The organism is Aeromonas popoffii (genome assembly GCF_000820025.1).
In the GTDB taxonomy this organism is placed as follows: domain Bacteria; phylum Pseudomonadota; class Gammaproteobacteria; order Enterobacterales; family Aeromonadaceae; genus Aeromonas; species Aeromonas popoffii.
Genome location: NZ_CDBI01000066.1, coordinates 1 through 16,593, shown reverse-complemented (window position 1 = coordinate 16,593; position 16,593 = coordinate 1). Strand labels below are relative to the sequence as shown.

The 16,593-nt window shown below is 56.0% G+C and carries 21 protein-coding genes; 20 read left to right on the top strand and 1 reads right to left on the bottom strand.

The window, feature by feature from the left end; translation table 11 throughout:
- The first annotated feature begins 1 nt into the window (after position 1).
- From BN1129_RS13830 to BN1129_RS23470, 14 genes are all read left to right on the top strand, one after another.
- Positions 2 to 1,762 carry a hypothetical protein gene (locus tag BN1129_RS13830; RefSeq protein ID WP_042037302.1) on the top strand — a complete coding sequence of 587 codons (1,761 nt, stop codon included), beginning with the start codon at positions 2 to 4 and terminating at the stop codon, positions 1,760 to 1,762.
- Positions 1,763 to 1,899: 137 nt separating this feature from the next.
- The gene (locus BN1129_RS13825; RefSeq protein ID WP_042037301.1) at positions 1,900 to 2,484 is read left to right on the top strand and encodes a glycoside hydrolase family 108 protein; all 585 of its coding nucleotides are present in this window, start codon (positions 1,900 to 1,902) and stop codon (positions 2,482 to 2,484) included.
- Positions 2,481 to 2,810, top strand: a complete 330-nt coding sequence (locus BN1129_RS13820; protein WP_042037300.1) for a hypothetical protein — start codon at positions 2,481 to 2,483, stop codon at positions 2,808 to 2,810. Before BN1129_RS13825 ends, BN1129_RS13820 begins: the two co-directional genes overlap by 4 nt.
- A complete protein-coding gene (locus BN1129_RS13815; RefSeq protein WP_042037299.1) occupies positions 2,803 to 3,024 on the top strand; it encodes a hypothetical protein in 222 nt (73 codons plus the stop codon). The genes BN1129_RS13820 and BN1129_RS13815 overlap by 8 nt, the downstream gene beginning before the upstream one ends.
- A 32-nt stretch (positions 3,025 to 3,056) precedes the next feature.
- Positions 3,057 to 3,284, top strand: a complete 228-nt coding sequence (locus tag BN1129_RS24395) for a TraR/DksA C4-type zinc finger protein (RefSeq protein ID WP_042037298.1) — start codon at positions 3,057 to 3,059, stop codon at positions 3,282 to 3,284.
- A complete protein-coding gene (locus BN1129_RS13805; protein ID WP_052449363.1) occupies positions 3,265 to 3,579 on the top strand; it encodes a DUF2730 family protein in 315 nt (104 codons plus the stop codon). The genes BN1129_RS24395 and BN1129_RS13805 overlap by 20 nt, the downstream gene beginning before the upstream one ends.
- Positions 3,576 to 3,872: a VpaChn25_0724 family phage protein gene (locus tag BN1129_RS13800; protein ID WP_042037296.1), complete on the top strand. Its 297-nt coding sequence runs from the start codon at positions 3,576 to 3,578 to the stop codon at positions 3,870 to 3,872. The genes BN1129_RS13805 and BN1129_RS13800 overlap by 4 nt, the downstream gene beginning before the upstream one ends.
- A gap of 12 nt (positions 3,873 to 3,884) precedes the next feature.
- Positions 3,885 to 4,460 carry a DUF3486 family protein gene (locus tag BN1129_RS13795; RefSeq protein ID WP_042037295.1) on the top strand — a complete coding sequence of 192 codons (576 nt, stop codon included), beginning with the start codon at positions 3,885 to 3,887 and terminating at the stop codon, positions 4,458 to 4,460.
- The gene (locus BN1129_RS13790) at positions 4,460 to 6,031 is read left to right on the top strand and encodes a hypothetical protein (protein WP_244463064.1); all 1,572 of its coding nucleotides are present in this window, start codon (positions 4,460 to 4,462) and stop codon (positions 6,029 to 6,031) included. The genes BN1129_RS13795 and BN1129_RS13790 overlap by 1 nt, the downstream gene beginning before the upstream one ends.
- Positions 6,031 to 7,614, top strand: coding sequence for a DUF935 domain-containing protein (locus BN1129_RS13785; protein ID WP_042037294.1), 1,584 nt, complete (start codon positions 6,031 to 6,033; stop codon positions 7,612 to 7,614). Before BN1129_RS13790 ends, BN1129_RS13785 begins: the two co-directional genes overlap by 1 nt.
- On the top strand, positions 7,614 to 9,101 hold the full coding sequence (locus tag BN1129_RS13780; RefSeq protein ID WP_042037293.1) for a phage minor head protein: 1,488 nt from the start codon (positions 7,614 to 7,616) through the stop codon (positions 9,099 to 9,101). The genes BN1129_RS13785 and BN1129_RS13780 overlap by 1 nt, the downstream gene beginning before the upstream one ends.
- Positions 9,102 to 9,135: 34 nt before the next feature.
- Entirely contained in the window at positions 9,136 to 9,336 is a 201-nt protein-coding gene (locus tag BN1129_RS13775; RefSeq protein ID WP_042037292.1) for a hypothetical protein, read from the top strand.
- On the top strand, positions 9,336 to 9,776 hold the full coding sequence (locus BN1129_RS13770) for a phage virion morphogenesis protein (RefSeq protein ID WP_042037291.1): 441 nt from the start codon (positions 9,336 to 9,338) through the stop codon (positions 9,774 to 9,776). Before BN1129_RS13775 ends, BN1129_RS13770 begins: the two co-directional genes overlap by 1 nt.
- A gap of 65 nt (positions 9,777 to 9,841) precedes the next feature.
- The gene (locus BN1129_RS23470; RefSeq protein WP_157013405.1) at positions 9,842 to 11,164 is read left to right on the top strand and encodes a DUF6161 domain-containing protein; all 1,323 of its coding nucleotides are present in this window, start codon (positions 9,842 to 9,844) and stop codon (positions 11,162 to 11,164) included.
- Positions 11,165 to 11,274: 110 nt separating this feature from the next.
- On the opposite strand, the gene BN1129_RS13760 is transcribed toward BN1129_RS23470, so the two are convergent.
- A complete protein-coding gene (locus BN1129_RS13760; RefSeq protein ID WP_042037387.1) occupies positions 11,275 to 12,348 on the bottom strand; it encodes a hypothetical protein in 1,074 nt (357 codons plus the stop codon).
- 61 nt (positions 12,349 to 12,409) lie between these two features.
- Here BN1129_RS13760 and BN1129_RS13755 point away from each other — a divergent pair, with 61 nt between their 5' ends.
- The 6 genes from BN1129_RS13755 to BN1129_RS13730 all read left to right on the top strand — a co-directional run.
- Entirely contained in the window at positions 12,410 to 13,615 is a 1,206-nt protein-coding gene (locus BN1129_RS13755) for a phage protease (RefSeq protein WP_042037289.1), read from the top strand.
- Between the two features lie 80 nt (positions 13,616 to 13,695).
- Positions 13,696 to 14,604, top strand: coding sequence for a Mu-like prophage major head subunit gpT family protein (locus BN1129_RS13750; protein WP_042037288.1), 909 nt, complete (start codon positions 13,696 to 13,698; stop codon positions 14,602 to 14,604).
- Positions 14,605 to 14,706: 102 nt separating this feature from the next.
- A complete protein-coding gene (locus tag BN1129_RS13745) occupies positions 14,707 to 15,003 on the top strand; it encodes an HI1506-related protein (RefSeq protein WP_157013404.1) in 297 nt (98 codons plus the stop codon).
- Complete coding sequence (locus tag BN1129_RS13740; protein ID WP_042037287.1) at positions 15,000 to 15,416, top strand: gp436 family protein; 417 nt, start codon at positions 15,000 to 15,002, stop codon at positions 15,414 to 15,416. The genes BN1129_RS13745 and BN1129_RS13740 overlap by 4 nt, the downstream gene beginning before the upstream one ends.
- Positions 15,413 to 15,871, top strand: coding sequence for a phage tail terminator protein (locus BN1129_RS13735; RefSeq protein ID WP_042037286.1), 459 nt, complete (start codon positions 15,413 to 15,415; stop codon positions 15,869 to 15,871). Before BN1129_RS13740 ends, BN1129_RS13735 begins: the two co-directional genes overlap by 4 nt.
- Positions 15,871 to 16,593, top strand: a 723-nt coding sequence (locus tag BN1129_RS13730; RefSeq protein WP_042037285.1) for a phage tail tube protein, incomplete at its 3' end; no start/stop codon positions are given. The genes BN1129_RS13735 and BN1129_RS13730, both read left to right, overlap by 1 nt.

Here is a 16,593-nt window from a genome sequence, read left to right as displayed (position 1 = left end):
CATGAATCAAGAGTGGATTCTCCAAATCAAAGAAACTCGCCGAACATTCTCTAACGCAACCTGGATCCCATTGAGGGCAAACGAAAACGATGAGAATGGGAAGATAAAAAAAGTTGGTTATTACAGCGAGTATTTAGGTTGTGGGTCTGTCGCATTTCCACCAGAGCATAGAAAATTAGTTGAGGAGCGCCTAGGCTGGAGTGATATCGGGATAGGGCATACAGTAGCCCCCTATGCTTACGAAGATGGATATTACGCCACTATTGACCAATATCAATACAACGATAAAGAGCCAATAGGCGTAAATCTTGTATTCGAGCATCCACAACCTGTTGTTGGGGGAAAACAATGGATACTAAATCCAGACTTAGTGGTTGCGCTCCGCTTGATAAAAGATGGAACGAATTGGGTTAGGCCTGAAGAGGATTTCGTTGTTGTAGCACGAGAGCATTTTGATAAAAATGGTGAACATCGTTTGATAGAAATCAAACGAGAATTCCTCATTGATTATTTGGCTGCAAGGAACCTTTCACTTCGACTCTCTTATTACCGCCAAAGAGTGGAAAATGTGCCATCTATTGAAGGCAGTGAGTACGCAGCTCTAAAAGCACACGAAGAGGAACGGGACAGCGGTCGATTTGAGCTCCGAATTAGTGATGTCAATGATGTGTTCGGAGGCCGTTGGGCGATATTCCGTGCTTGGCGTACAGATGTTGACGAAGATGAAGATGCGCCAGTGATGGGGCCAGAAAATGATCATAATACTGGCCATGAAAGCTCGACAGGAGAGCGAGGTGGATATGAAGGAGTCCGAGTTGAGGGTGAATTTTGGCGAGATGAGTGGATTGATCACCAAGCTCATAGCGTGCGTGTTCGTGGTGATACCGATACTAATCTCCCTCAATTCATAGTTGAGACTGATGGCAAACGCATGGCATCTTCTGAACTAAATAATGAAGATATTGGCCGATGGCTTTGGTTTCGTTCAAGTGTTGTGACTGACCTTCTAGGCCACCGCGGCTTTGCCTTGAAATGGTGTACGGCGGAGACAGGTAAGATTTGTTCTACCTCTGGCTACGCTACCCACTTTGGCATAAATTCTGCGGATTTGATAACAGTCTATGCCTACGACATTGCCCGTCTCGCTGCTTGGGAACAACATGTCTGGGCTGCGAACAACGTTGCGCCAGAGGGCAAGGTTTCACCAGAGTTGCTGATGGCGCAAGTTAAGGCCGAGCCTGCGTCTACACATGCGGTTGAGGAATTGTTTTTTGCTAGCATGCGAATGCTAGAGCAAGGCTTCCGTGATAAGTTTGGGATGGAGTTATTCAGTCACGACATAGATGATGAATCTACAATGCAGCAGATATCTCGCTTCCATAGCAAAGATCAAGCATCGTTGCTCAGATTGGCAAAAGACCTTGTCCGCGTCTTTTCGGATCGACTAAACGTCCGTGACCTTCGAAAAATTGCTACCCATGCAGACAAAGATAAGCTTGGCTCAAACAAGCTTCTGCAAGATATTCTTTCCCAGAAAATTGGAGCAGATAAGGCTCGTCAAGTTTTTTCTGAAATTGCTGGTGTCTATGATATGCGCGTCGGTGATGCACATCCAACTGGCTCAAAAATCACAGACGCAATCAAGCTTGCTGGTATTGATCAAGACAATTCATTTTTAATACAAGGCGAGCAACTCATTCACAATATTGGGCGATCTATTTGGTATGTAGGCAAGTTTCTTTTTGGACAAAAAGAGAGCTAGGCAAATTGTCGCTTAAGAATGTCTCAATTCGGAATTCAAAAAGTTAGACAGTTAATTTTCATGTAACCCACCATAAACCCCTGCCATAGAGGCCCCTCGGTACGCTGCGGATAACGCAGTTAATCGAGGGGCCTTTTATGTTGCCTGATACCTACCCCATTGCTCTTGCCTGGTTGCTTCGTCCCGATGTGGAAGGGGGCGAGGTCAATCACCCGGCAGACCGGGGTGGTCATACCAAGTACGGTATCGCCGATGCCGCCGATGGCAAGAAGGACGGCATGGCCGACCTCGATCGAGACGGCCAACCAGATATCGCCATTCGCGATCTGACACCTGCTCACACCGAATTGTTTTACCGATCCAACTACTGGTTACCCGCCCGCTGTGATCGGGTCGATAGCGTCTGCCCGCTGATTGCCATCGCGCTGTTCGATGGGGCTGTGCATCACGGCCCTGGCCGTTCGGTGCGTCAGCTGCAGCAGGCACTGGGCATCCTGGCCGATGGGGTGCTGGGCCAGCAAACCTTGCGGGTGCTGGCCGCCAAGACCGGTCGGGATGGTGGCCGCGCCCTGCTGCTTGGATTACTGGAGATCCGCGCCAGCTACATGCTGGGCATAGTGCGCAAAGACCCGAGTCAATGGGCCAACGCTTGGGGTTGGGTCAACCGCTTGCTGCGCCTGCAAAGCTATCTGCTCTCGATCCGGTTCGGGGAGGTGGCATGAGCAAACCCAGCTTGATCAACAAGCGCCGTCAGGCGTTGCAAGGGATCCAGGCCGCTGGCTGTTTTGGTATTCCCGAGCTCAAGAATCCCCGTTATCTCGCCAGCTTCAAGGATGGGCGCCGCGCCCACCTCAAGGCATACCTGGCCGCTTCGAGCACCACCAGTGCAGACCTGGAGACGATCCCGCTTTACAGCCACCACGCCACCCGCCAATCGCTGTTCGATCAGGGCTGGTGTTCGGTCACCGAGCTGGATCGCCTGCGGGCCCGTGCCCGATTTTCCCCCTGTCAGTACCAACCCCCACATAAGGAGCCTCAACATGGCTGATTCTCTGTTACCCCAAGCAAAATCGGCGTTTAAGAGCCGCACCGTGATCGGCGGCCTGATTGCTGTCGGCGCCGGTATTGCCGGTCTGTTCGGTGTGCCGGTCGATGTAGGTACCCAAGCCAGTCTGGCCACCACCCTTGTTGATCTGGCCAGCGCAGTCGGTGGTCTGGTTGCTATCTGGGGCCGTCTCAAAGCGACCCAGATTGTTAAATGATCGTCAAGTAACCGGCCCGCAAGGAGACGATCTTGAGCGACCTCATAGACCGCGCCCAGCAACTCGACGCCGAGCGAACCGGGCGCCTTATTCAATCCCATCAAACAAGGTCAAGGCCCCAGGGGGATGGCATTTGTTGCGATTGTGATGACGCGATCCCGCCATCCCGCCTTGTTGCAGAACCGGGTGCCGAGCGCTGTATCGAGTGCCAGACCCTGTATGAGCGCAAGGAGGCAGTCCGTGTGGGAATTCATCGTTAGGAACTGGGGGCCCTTGTATGCCCTGGCCAGTTTGGTTGGGTTGGTGGTCATCATCTTGCTCTCCAAGACCTACGCCAAACGGGAAGATCTCACCGCCCTGGTGGCTCGGGTGCAGAGGGTGGAGCAGGCGCTGATCGATCTGCCGAGCGAGCGGGAGCTGCACAAGCTGCAGCTGGAGATAAGCGAGCTGCGCGGTGAGCTGCGAGAGGTCAAGCCAGAGCTGCGCCAAGCCCGCCGCCTCGCCGACATGCTGCTGGAGAATGAACTTGCAGCGGTACAGAAGGAGAAGCCATGAGCATTCAAGCGATATTGGATTCCCAGCAGCGCCTGGTGATCTTGCGCTCCCTGCTGGATATCGGTGGTGCGGCCAACGAGTCGATCCTCAATGACTGCCTCGATCAGCTGGGTACCGGCCGGGTGACACGGGATCGGGTGAAGACGCTGCTGGCCTGGCTGGAAGAGCAGGGGCTGGTGCGTATTGAGCGGCTGGCCACGGTGCAGGTGGCTCACCTCACCGGCCGGGGTCAGGAGGTTGCAGAGGGCCGGGCAGTGGTGCCTGGCATCAAGAAGCCCCGAGCTGAAGATTGAGGAGGACTAGCCATGGCCGAGAAACCGACCCGTGGCCGCGCCAGCAAGGTGTGGCTGCTACCCGAGCCTATCCGCGATGCCCTCAATGCCATGCTACGGGACAAGGGCAACAGCCAGGCCGCCATTCTGGATGAGATAAATGGTCTGATCGAAGAGGCCGGGTTGCCGGACGATCTCAAGCTTTCCCGCTCCGGGCTCAGTCGCCACGCCAGCCAGGTGGAGCAGGTGGGCCAGCACCTGCGGGATTTGCGCGAAACCACAGCGGCCCTGACTTCCCAACTCGGTGACAAGCCGATGGGGGAGACCACCAAGCTCATCCTGGAGCTGGGCCGATCCCAGCTGTTCAAGGCGATGCTGGCCCAGGTGCAAAACCCGGAGGAGGCGGTGGATATCGACATGCTGAAAAACGCCATGCTGGCGGCCCAGCGGCTCGAATCCACCGCCATGCAGAGTCACAAGCGGGAGAAGGAGATCCGCCAGGCCTTCGCCGAAGAGGTGGCCGCCAAGACAGAGGCGATCGTCACCCAGACGGGGTTGAGCGGTGAAGCTGCTGCAGCCATTCGCCGTGAAATTCTGGGGATTGCCTGATGAGCGAGAGCCCTATGGAGCAGACCGCAATCGCCCGTTCCCAGCAGTTGGCGCAGGAGCTCGGCACCGAATACAGCCCGGATGAGGTGCTGCTGCCTTATCAGAAGATGTGGATCGCCGACGAGAGCCCGCTCAAGATCGCCGAGAAGAGCCGCCGTACCGGCATCACTTGGGCAGAGGCCGCCGATGCCACGCTCACGGCCTCTCGCGCAAAGGCGGCTGGCGGTGGCCATCACTTTTACGTGGGCAGCAACAAGGAGATGGCCCGCGAGTTTATCGACGCCGTGGCCATGTGGGCCAAGGCGTTCAACAAGGCAGCCGGTGAGATCCAGGAGGAGGTATTCACCGACGATGAGGATAAAGCCATCCTCACCTTCGTGGTCTATTTCGCCTCCGGCTTCAAAGTACAGGCGCTCTCCAGTAATCCCAGCAACCTGCGGGGGATGCAGGGCAATGTGACCATCGACGAGGCCGCTTTCCACGACCGGCTGGCCGAGGTACTGAAAGCGGCGCTGGCACTAACCATGTGGGGCGCCAGGGTGCGCCTCATCAGCACCCACAACGGGGTGGATAACCTGTTTAACCAGCTCATCAATGACAGCCGGGCAGGGAAGAAACGCTACTCCATTCATACCATCACCCTGGACGACGCCTGTCGGCAGGGGCTTTATCGCCGCATCTGCCAGGTCAAGGGCACGCCCTGGACACCGGAGGCAGAGGAAGCCTGGAAGGCGGGTCTGCTCAAGGACACGGCCACCGAAGAAGACGCCCTGGAGGAGTATTTCTGCGTGCCCAAGCAGAGCAGCGGCGCCTATATCAAGCGGGTGCTGATTGAGCGGGCCATGCAGCCGGATATTCCCATCCTGCGCTTTACCGCGCCCAAGGACTTCGAGCTGCAAAGCGAGGAGACCCGCAAGGCGGTAGTGGATATCTGGTGCGAGGAGAACCTAAAACCCTGTCTGGAAGCGCTCGACCGCAGTTGCCGCCATGTGCTGGGCGAAGACTTCGCCCGTAAGGGGGATTTGTCGGTGTTCGTGCCGCTTTCCCTCGCCACCAACTTGCGCAAACGGGTGCCTTTTGTGGTGGAGCTGATCAACGCCCCCTATGAGAGTCAGCGCCAGATCCTGTTCTACCTGCTGATTGGGCTGCACCGTTTCACGGCGGCGGCCTTCGATGCCACCGGTAACGGCGGCTATCTGGCAGAGGCCGCCCGCTTGCGCTGGGGGGCCGGGATGATCGAGTGCGTGATGCTCAATGACCCCTGGTACCGAGAGTGGATGCCCAAGCTCAAGGCGGAATTTGAGGATGGCAACCTGACAATCCCGCGCCATGCAGACGTGCAGGATGACTTGGGGAAAATCCAGGTCATCAACGGCATCCCCAAGATCGACAAGGGCAAGAACACAGGCCAAGGGGGCCAACAGCGCCACGGTGACTTTGCAGTGGCCCTGGCCATGGCGGTGCGGGCCAGCTGGATGGAGGGGGGCGCTATCGAGTTCACCCCTCTGCCCAACAAGCGCGATGAAGCAAGGGGCGATCACCATCATTCGTTCGAAAGAGGGGCCTGGTAATGGGCAGGATCATCGATATCAACGGCAATCCCCTGCGACTTGAAAAAGAGCCGCAGACCGAGAACTCGGCGGCACTGGCCCAGTTGCGCCGTCACTACAGTGAACACCCCACGGTGGGGCTTACCCCGAGCAGGGCGGCAGCCGCATTGAAGGAAGCAGAACAGGGCAACCTGATCGCCCAGTGCGAACTGGCCGAAGACATGGAGGAGAAAGACGCCCACCTGCAAAGTGAGCTGGGCAAGCGTCGCCGCGCTCTGCTGGGGGTGAGCTGGACAATCGAGCCGCCCCGCAATACCACCCCGGCGGAGAAGCGCGACAGCGAGATGATCCGCGAGCTGATTGAGGATTTTACCTGGTTCGACGATGCCATCTTTGACGCCACCGATGCGGTGCTCAAGGGGTTTTGTGCCCAGGAGTTCTGCGGCTGGGAGCTGGTGGAGGGGTTGCAGCTCCCCAAGGGCATCATCTGGCGCGATCCCGCCTGGTTCCAGACCCACCCGGACGATCGCAACCAGCTGCGGCTGCGTGATAACAGCCACGAGGGGGTTGCGCTCAATCCCTTTGGCTGGCTGCTGCACAAGGCCAAGTCCAAATCGGGATATCTGGCGCGCACCGGCCTTGTCCGTACCCTGATCTGGCCCTTTCTGTTCAAGAACTACAGCGTGCGGGATCTCGCCGAGTTTCTGGAGATCTACGGTCTGCCGGTGCGGCTGGGCAAATACCCGGAAGGGGCGACCGAGAAAGAGAAGGCCACCCTGCTGCAGGCAGTGCTCTCCATCGGTCATAACGCCGGGGGCATTATTCCGCGTGGGATGGATATTGAGTTCCAGAACGCCGCCAGCGGTCAGGCTGATCCCTTCGTGGTGATGATGGAGTGGTGCGAGCGATCCATGAGCAAGGCCATTCTGGGGGGCACCTTGACCTCGCAGGCCGATGGCAAGAGCTCGACCAATGCCCTGGGCAATGTCCATAACGAGGTGCGCCAGGAAGTGCGAGATGCCGACCTACGCCAGCTGGCCGCCACCCTGACCCGCGATCTGGTCTATCCGCTCTATGCCCTGAACGGCAAGAGCTATCAGGGCCCGCGCCGCAGTCCCCGGCTGGAGTTCGACGTGACCGAGCCGGAGGATATGCAGCAACTGGCGGGGCCGCTGCGCACTCTGGTCTCTATCGGCATGAAGATCCCGACCCAGTGGGTCTATGACAAGCTGCAGATCCCGGTGCCCACCGCCCAGGATGAGGTATTGGCCATTCAGGATAACCGGGGCGCAACAGGGGAGGCTGAGCTCAAGGCTCGGCTGACCCGTCAGGGACTGGCGACACTGGCCGCACATAAAGATGCGCAGGGAGATAACAACGATGCCCAATTGGCCAGACTGCAGGCCGAAGCAGCCCCTTTGCTGGCAGGAATGACCGATGCTGTCCAGGCACTGGTGATGCAGGCCACCACCCTGGAGGAGATCCGGGATGGCTTGTTGGCAATGGAGCCTGAGCTCAGCCATGACGAACTGGGGGCGCTGATGGCACAAGCCATCGCCGCCAGCGAGCTGCTCGGCATGCTTGAGATGGAGGAGGGCCGCTGATGCCGGTTCGCTCTTCGCCAGTCAGATATGGCTCCTTGCCCTTTACCGAGGCGATCGCCTTCTTTCGCCAGAAGCTTGATATGCCGAGCGAACGCTGGGCCGATGTGTGGCGCGATGCCCATAACCGCGCCTTTATGGTGGCGGGGGCCACCAAAAGGGATCTGTTGGCTGACTTGCGTGGTGCGGTAGACAAGGCGATCAGTGAAGGACAATCCATCGGGGCCTTTCAGAAGGCGTTCAAGGAGATTGTGGCCCGCCACGGTTGGGAGCATACCGGCCCGGCGTCGTGGCGCTCTCGCGTCATCTTCGAGACCAACCTGCGCCAGAGCTATAACGCCGGGCGTGAAGAGCAGATCCAGCGAATCAAGCACAAACGCCCCTATGCGCTCTATCGTCACGGGGACTCCGAGCACCCCAGGGAGTTGCACCTCAAGTGGAACAACCTGGTGCTGCCGGTGGATCACCCCTGGTGGGAGACACACAGCCCGAGCAATGGCTATGGCTGCAAGTGCAAGAAATTCCTGCTCTCCGGGGCCGACCTCAAGCGGCGCGGCTTGGTGGTGGGCAAGGCCCCGGACGATGGCGAATATGAGTGGGTGGACAAGGCCACCGGGGAGTTGCACAAGATCCCCAAAGGTATCGATCCTGGCTTTGATTATCGCCCCCAGACCCCGGCAGAGCTGACCAAAGCAGTGGCCAAACGCGAAGCGGCCAAGCCTGCGTTGGCAGCGCGGCTGCCAGAGCGGATAGTGGAGAGCGCCTTCTCCAGCGTTAAAGGCGTCACTGCACAGGGTTTGAGTGATCTGCTGGCCAAGTTGCCAGCCCCCCAGCGCGAACCGTTGGCGGCGTTCCTCAAGGCGCATCCGGTCAAAACGTTGTTTATCAAGCAGACCGAAATGGGGAAGGGGGCGGCAGGGCTCAAGATTGCCCCGGCGATTGCTGATTACCTGGGTAAAGACCCGTACCTGGTGCGCTCCTTTTACTATGCGCGCCGGGCCAGCAGGGTCAACGGCTTTACCGCAACCAGCTGGGATCATCTGGTTATCAAGGTAAAGGGGGGCGATACTTTAAAGACGGTGGATATGCAGGCGGTGCAAGCGGCGGCCACCGAAGTGCTGACTGATGCCCACGCAAATAGCGGTCCGCGCCAATGGCTGCCAAGAGGTACCAGTGGCGAAACCTTGCGTCGTCACTGGAGTGTGTCGGCCAATGTAGGCGGTAAACTGGGGGAATCGGCCCAGCGGATCTCGACTTGGTTGCATGAGCTCGGCCATCAGGTTCACTTCTGGGCCGGGGAGCCTAATCTCACCGGTATTGGCCTGATTACCGAATATGCCGGAACCAATGGCAAAGAGATGGCTGCCGAGGCGTTTGCCGCCTGGGTACTGGCGAGGGAATCCATGCTGGAGCACTTTCCCGAACTGGCCAAGCGGGTGGAAGCCATGCTGGCCAACGCCACGGCTGCCACTACCAAAGGCGGCCGCTAGTGGCCCAGAGATCAAAAAATAAAGGAGCGAGATAATGACCTTGCTGGAACAAGCCAGCGCCCTGCTGGCACAGGATGGCCCCTTTACCCTTGCGCAAGCCAAGGCATTGGATGCCCTGTGTGAGCAAGCCCGTGATGCGGAGGCTGACCTGATGGGGGATCTCTGGGAGGCCGCGATGGCTAATGCAGATGAGGAAGCGCTGCACTATATGACCACCTTTGAGGATGAGATCTGATGGCCGGTAGCTTTATTGCCATTAGCCATCATGGGGTGGCCGATGCCTTTGATCTACTGGCCAAGCTCTACCAGCAAACCGGTGACCTGAGTGAGCCGCTGGCCGATATTGGCGAAGGACTGCTGCTGGCGCACCGGGATCGCTGGGATGCCCAAGAGAGCCCGGAAGGGGAGCCCTGGGCCCCGCTCTCGGACAAGTACCGTGCCCGCAAGCCCCGACATACCGATGAGGTGCTGCGCCTCAATGACGATCTGCGCGATACCCTCAACTATCAGGCCGAGCCCCAGACCCTCTACTTCGGTACCCCTCTGGAATATGGTGCGGCCCACCAGTTTGGCCGTCCCGAGATCAATCTGCCCGAGCGCCCCTATCTGGGGCTGTCGGAAGAGGATCAACAGAGCGTGCTGGAGACGTTGGAGGGGTATCTCATAACTGATTGAAAATGATTGAGATCTAGCAAGTTTCAGTGTCATCATATCCAGAATTCGATTGAGGCTGGTGTGTGATGAGTGAACAAGAGATTATCAATAAATTAGTTATTCCTCTCGGTCAAGGAGGGAAAAAAAAGTCATTTCCTTCCATGGATATATATAACGAATTTATTGAGAGAGAGCGAAGTTTTTGGGGATGGTTACAAACAAGTAGCCCGTATCCAGTCAATTTGTTGTTTACTCTGGCTTGGAATAAATGTATTGAAGAGCAGTTATATGAAGTAGATTATGATAATCTCGAATATCATATAGAACTGCTTAATGGCAGATGTAGTAATTGGTTACCTGTATACTCCTTTACTCCTGAAGGGAAGTACATCTTCACAATAAAGGAAGAATACGGTGACATAATAGCGGCATTTGCTTTGATACATATTTGCGACCTTAGTCACAATGTTATATCAGATGCTGCACAGCAAGATAGCGCTTATGTGAATCTTTTGAGTAGGTACTCTTCTCAAAACGCTTACGCTATAAATTTAGTATTTTCATTTAAGGGTGAATATAAACGCGAAAAAGTAAGTTCATATATCACATCTGTCGAGGCAGCTCATGAACAATTTGTGATTACATTATCTTCGATTGAAGAGAAAATTATCCTTTCTGAAAGGAAATATAGTGATGAGATGGATGGTATTATTGCTAAACATCACTCATTACATGAAGATACCAAGCTTAAATTCAAAACGCTAGCATCGCGGTCTCTAAGGGCAATTAATAAGGTTGGTAGTGTGGCAAGAGAGCGACTCACACAATCATATGCTGATGTGAAACAGGCTTCTGCTGCATACCACGAACAAGTAGATCTAGATGCTTCTGTCAGTTACTGGAAGTCAAAGAAAGATAGAAATAATAGAAATGCATTTATATGGTTGATATTTGGTGTTGGTGGGTCTGTTGCAGCTACCTTTTATTTATTGGCGGAGTATTATGCAAAAGGCGGAATTATTGGAATTTCTTCTAATTTAGCCAGTACTGGGGAAACAGTTAATAAAATACAATCTGTAGTTGGTTCAGCTAGTGGTGGCATGGAGCACCTAGTATTCAATACGACAGGTGCCGCTCTTGTCGTCACTCTGATGGCAGTTATCATCAGAGTTGCGCTACGCCAGTTTAATACCTATTCACATCTTAGCCTTGAGGCGGAGGAACGGGTCACTATGGTCAAAACGTACCTTGCCTTGCTTAATGAGGGTAAGCTGAAGTCTGACCAAGATCGCCATCTGGCATTAGAGGCTCTGTTCCGCACTTCTCAGACCGGCATGATTGCCGAAACCTCCTTTAACAGTCCCGTTGATATCATAGTGAAGTCACTAGCTGATAAGGCGAAGGTGTAGACGTTTTGGATAAGTGCCCCATCAATTGGGTGGGGCGCCTGATTTGACGGCTTATGAGAGTGATTTAAACACCCTTAAACAGCTAGATCGAGTCATATAGCTGGAATGCGTTACTCATGGAGATGAAAGTCATCTATGTTCGGAAGTCCGTATTCTCTAGGGTTTTTGAATCCTCTTATTAAGGTGAAGTCGCAGCATGAACATGCAACTCGGGTTGTATAGCAGATAATTTCGCTCTCATCTTCAAGATCAAAGTCACAGTCCTTATAATGAACTAAAGTAAAAGCACCGCACACGGGGCAATCCGTTACATCACCAAAGTCATCATTCGCATTGGTTCTAGCGAATGCCGCATATCTTTCCATTATGGTATGGTTATCACATTTAAAATCATAATCATCCTCGATGTTATTCATGTCTAAGGGATTGTTATAAGCTGCGCGGCAGAACTCTTTTAGCATTGCTATCTTACCAATATCAATAGATTCAGAGTTAGACATTTCAAAGAGTTCTTCTAGAGGTTTCAATGAGCATGCTAACTGCGAATATTTCCATTTTGATTCGTTTTCTGTGAATACTTTTTTACTTAGTATTTTCTTCAGGAGAGGTAATACGAACTTACAAATTAAAATATCAAGGGAATTATAGTTGAGAATAAAAAGACCTCTGTGCCATATCCTATTTCTAAGGCTATTAAGTTCTCTTAGCGTATCGAAGTCTACAGGAGACAGTGCAAGCTCTTTTATTTCTTCGATCTCGCAGCCTAACTTTATTACGCGGTTAATTGTTTCTCCGAACTCTATCGACAGGAGTTGGGTATCTTCTTTTGGTGTAACTTTCTGGCCTTTTAAGATCTTGAAAAGTAGAGTGGCTTGGTCATCTTGTATACGATCACTTAGTAATGGATGTTCATTTCTTAAAAAACTTTTTAATACAAGCTCAAAGAAATGCTGAAAATGAATAATGGTTTCAGTATAAAGGATTTGATAGGTGTTTTTTGCAGAAATTTTAGAGTAGTCAACAGTGGGTGTGTTTATTAATGGCGCAAATTCATACTGAAGCTCTTTATATGTTGACGTGTAAGCCTTTAATGCGATCTTCAATGAGATATATGCTAGTTCAAGGTCTGAGTGATCGGTGTCGCACTTATAACCATCTTGAACAACTTTCTTAATCTGATTCATATAAATAGTCGTTATTAGTAATCTGAGGTGTTCTAACCTACCATAAACCCCATCTCCTTTCATGCCGCCGCACTATGGCGGCATGAACATATCCAAGACCCCATACTCAGCGCCCTTCGTGGCCATCCTCCAACCCAACCCCGTCAACGGGGAGCGGCTGGCGGTGCTCGATGCGCAACTCACCCCCCAAGGCGATGGCTGGTACCAGCTGCTGCCGGTTGGCCCCTTCAAGGCCCGTGATGGTCGCCCGTTCGATGTGGCGAGTGGTCACTGGCAACTGGACGGGCAGATCGCTGCAGCCCTGATTGCCCGCGCCAAAGCCCTTGGGCAAGACATCCTCATCGACTACGACCACCAGACCCTCAAGACCGACCAGAACGGCCAGCCAGCTCCTGCGGCCGGTTGGTACAACAGTGACGAGATTGCATGGCGCGAAGGGCAGGGCCTCTTTATCAAGCCGCGCTGGACCGATCGCGCCGCCGCTCTGGTGGCTGCCAAAGAGTACCGCTTCCTGTCTGCCGTTTTCCCCTATGACGCACAAGGCCGCCCGCTGGAGCTGCGCATGACTGCCATCACTAACGATCCCGGTGTGGTGGGCATGCAGGCGCTGGCCGCCCTCAGTGCCTTACCCCCCAAGACCAATCAACCCGGCCAGTTGGCCACCTCATCCCATGTTGCACAACAGGAGAAATCCATGAACGAACACTTGATCGCGCTGCTCGGCAAACTCGGCATCCAGCCGGGGGCCGATGGCCAGTTTACCGCCGAGCAGGGGACTGCCGCTCTGGCTGCTCTGGATACCCTGCAGGCCAGCGCCAAGAAAGCGCCGGAACTTGAGGCGGCCCTCTCAGCAGAAAAGGCCTCGCTGGCCGCCCTCAAGGCACAGCCAGGGCAGGGTGGCCAGATTGACCTGGCCAAGTATGTGCCGGTGGAGACCTACAACGCCCTGGTGACTCAGGTGGCGAGCTTAAGCGCCAAGGTCGAGACCACGGATGCCGCGACCCTGATTAAAGATGCCCGTACCCAGGGCAAGGTGGTGGCTGCAGAAGAGGAGTACCTGACCGCCTACGCCGCCCAGAAGGGGGTGGCCGCCCTCAAGGCGTTGCTGGAGCCGCGCCCGGCCATTGCCGCGCTGGCCGCCAGCCAGACCACCCAAGTGACCCTGCCAGAGAAGAAGGGAGAGGCGGTGCTCTCGGCAGATGACAAGTATGCCGCCGATCAACTCGGTATCAGTTACGAAGAGTTTGCCAAGGCAAAAGGCCGGTAGGTGCGATTAGCCGCGCAGCGGCGTAATCGGACGAACGCGACCGCCAGACCAACCTGTTTATCCAGAGAAGGAACACCGCTATGGCCATCATTACACCTGCGTTGCTGCAGTCCCTCTTCACCGGCTTCAAGAAGAACTTTGAAGACGCCAAGGGGGAGGCGCCGACCCAATACACAGAGATCGCGACCGTCATCAAATCGACCACCAAATCCAATACCTATGGCTGGCTGGGCAAGTTTCCCAGTCTGCGCAAGTGGGTCGGGGATCGGGTAATTGAGTCAATGAAGGCGCACGGTTACCAAATCGTCAACGAAGACTTCGAGGCCACCGTGGGGGTCGATCGCAACGATATCGAGGATGACGAGCTGGGTATCTATGCCCCCCTGTTTCAGGAGATGGGTCTGGCGGCAGGGGTACATCCCGACGAGCTCTGCTTCGGCCTGCTCGGGGCTGGCTTCACCACGCCATGCTACGACGCTCAGTATTTCTTCGACACCGATCACCCCGTCTATCCCAAAGCCGATGGCACGGGGACTCCGGTAATGAGCGCCAACCTGGTGGTGGATGGCGCCTATGCCGGTGAGCCCTGGTTCCTGCTCGATACCAGCCGCGCCCTCAAGCCCATCATCTTCCAGGAGCGCAAGGCGCCGCAGCTTATCGCCATGACCAAGATCGATGATGAAGCCGTGTTCACCCGCAAGGAGTTTCGTTACGGGGTGGACTGCCGCGATGCCGCTGGCTTTGGTTTCTGGCAGCTGGCGTTTGCCAACAAACGGGCACTCACCCCAGACAATTTGTGGGATGCCTTCTCCAGGATGCGGGAATTCCAGGCGGATGGCGGCCGCAAGCTTGGCGTGAAGCCGACTTTGCTGGTGGTACCGCCTTCCCTGGAAAAGCTGGCGACCCGGATGCTGGAGCGGGAGCTCTCCGATAGCAGCAGCAACGAGCTCAAGGGCAAGCTGAAGCTGGTGGTGGCTGACTACCTGTAAGTCACCCGTGTTGTTTAACGGTGAGGTTAAACGAGCCAGAGCGGGTGTTTAACCCTCGTTTAAACAGGATCCTGGACTGAACGAGACAGAGGGAAACATGAGATGGAACAGGCTATTCGAGTTGGCATTACATCAACGCTTCGTCAGGTCTATTTCCGAGCGGGCTTGGCGATTGATCCAGGCAAGTCTGAGATGGCGGTGTCGCCTCTGCAGTGCGAGACCCTGGAGGCCGATCCGCGTCTGGTGGTCGTGCGGTTGGCGGAGGATGCCGAGCCTTCGCCAGCTGACCCACCGCAGACGGGCGGGGTGCTGGACGCAGCAGTGGGTGGCCTGAGCACAGAGCCCCCAAGCCAGGTGCCTGCCGCCAAGCCTGCCAGTGGTAAGGGTAAGGGCAAATGAGCTACGCCAGCGTCAATGACATGGTGATCCGGTTTGGCGAGGCGGAGCTGCTGCGCCTCGCCATGACGCCAGCCGGCGAGCTGGATCAGGCCGCCATCACCATCGCCCTGCAGGACGCCGGAGCCTTGATCGATGGCTACCTGGCAGGGCGCTACCCCTTGCCGCTGGCCCATATCCCGAGTGCCCTGGTACCTATCTGCGCCGATATTGCCCGTCACCGCCTCTATGGCGAGCAGGCACCGGAGCAGATCGCCAAGCGCAACGAGGCTGCCTTGGCCTTCCTCAAGTTGGTGGGCAAGGGAGAGCTGGCGTTGGGCCTGGCGGTCGATGGGGCCACCCTGGAGAGCCAGAACCTGGCTCAACTGCACTCTGATGGCCGGGTCTTTGGCCGAAGCAATGGGGGCTTTCTATGAGCACTCAAGCCAGCACTCAAGCCAGCACTTCATCCCCCGAGCTCGACTACCTCGCTGCCGGTGAGGTGCTGCGCGACCTGCTGCTGCCATTAAAGGCGAAAGGGCTCAAGGAGGTGTTTGTGGCCACCGACCTGGATGCGGTGGCCAACCTGGGTCAGCACACCCCGGCCATCCATGTGATTTACCAGGGCGAACGGGAGAGCGACACCACCCAGTCGGGGCGGCAAAGCGCGTTCGATCAGGTCTGGCTGTTGGTGCTGGTGCATCGCGCCAGCCCGAAGGAGGCCGGCGCCGGTGTGTGGATGGGGCGGATGCTGCAGGTCGTTGCCGGGCGGGCCTGCGGTGACAGCACCTTTCGGCGTGAAACTGCACCGGTTCGGCCGAGCTACAAGGGCGGGGTGGCGTATCTGCCCCTTGCTTTCAAGACGACAGTGAAATTCAAGGGAGAACGCTGATGAGCGAAACACTGCACCTGGAAGGGGATCTCTATATCGAGACCTTCACCAACAACGTATCGAACGGGGTGATAGGCCCGGTGGACGTCAACAGCCTGGAGGTCAAACCGGACAGCGAGAAAATCAGCATCCCGAGCAAGCGCAAGGGCAAGTTGGGTCAGGCGCGGGAGACCTACTTCGTGCCCAAGCCCGCTACTGTCACCATCAAGACCAGCGAGATCCCGCCGGTCCTGCTGGCCGCCGCCTTTATGGGGTTGGAGAGCCCCATCAACCAGGGGGCGGGGACGCTGGCCGAGGTCCCACTGACCTTGCCCGCCCATCCGAAATGGTTGTCACTCGGTAAAACTAACCTCTCGGCCACCGGTCTGGTGGTGAAGGAGGGAGCCACCGCCTTGGTGCTCGGCACTGATTTTGAGATCAACTATGCCTTGGGACTGCTGCGCGCCACCAAGGCGGGCGCCGTGGCAGACGGCGGCCCGGTGACCGTCAGCGCCAGCTATAACGCTGTCACAGGGTCACGCATCGCCGGCAACGTGCAGCCGGAGGTGAAAGCCAAGCTGGTTCTGGACGGGCGCAGCGTGATCGGTGGCGAGTCCATCATACTGACGGTGCCCCGCGCCAGTCTGGCCCCCAAGAAGGCGGTGGACTTCCTCAGTGACAAGCCCATCGAGATCGAGCTGGAGGGGGAGCTGTTGGCCTTGGATGGCGAGACCGCCCCCTTC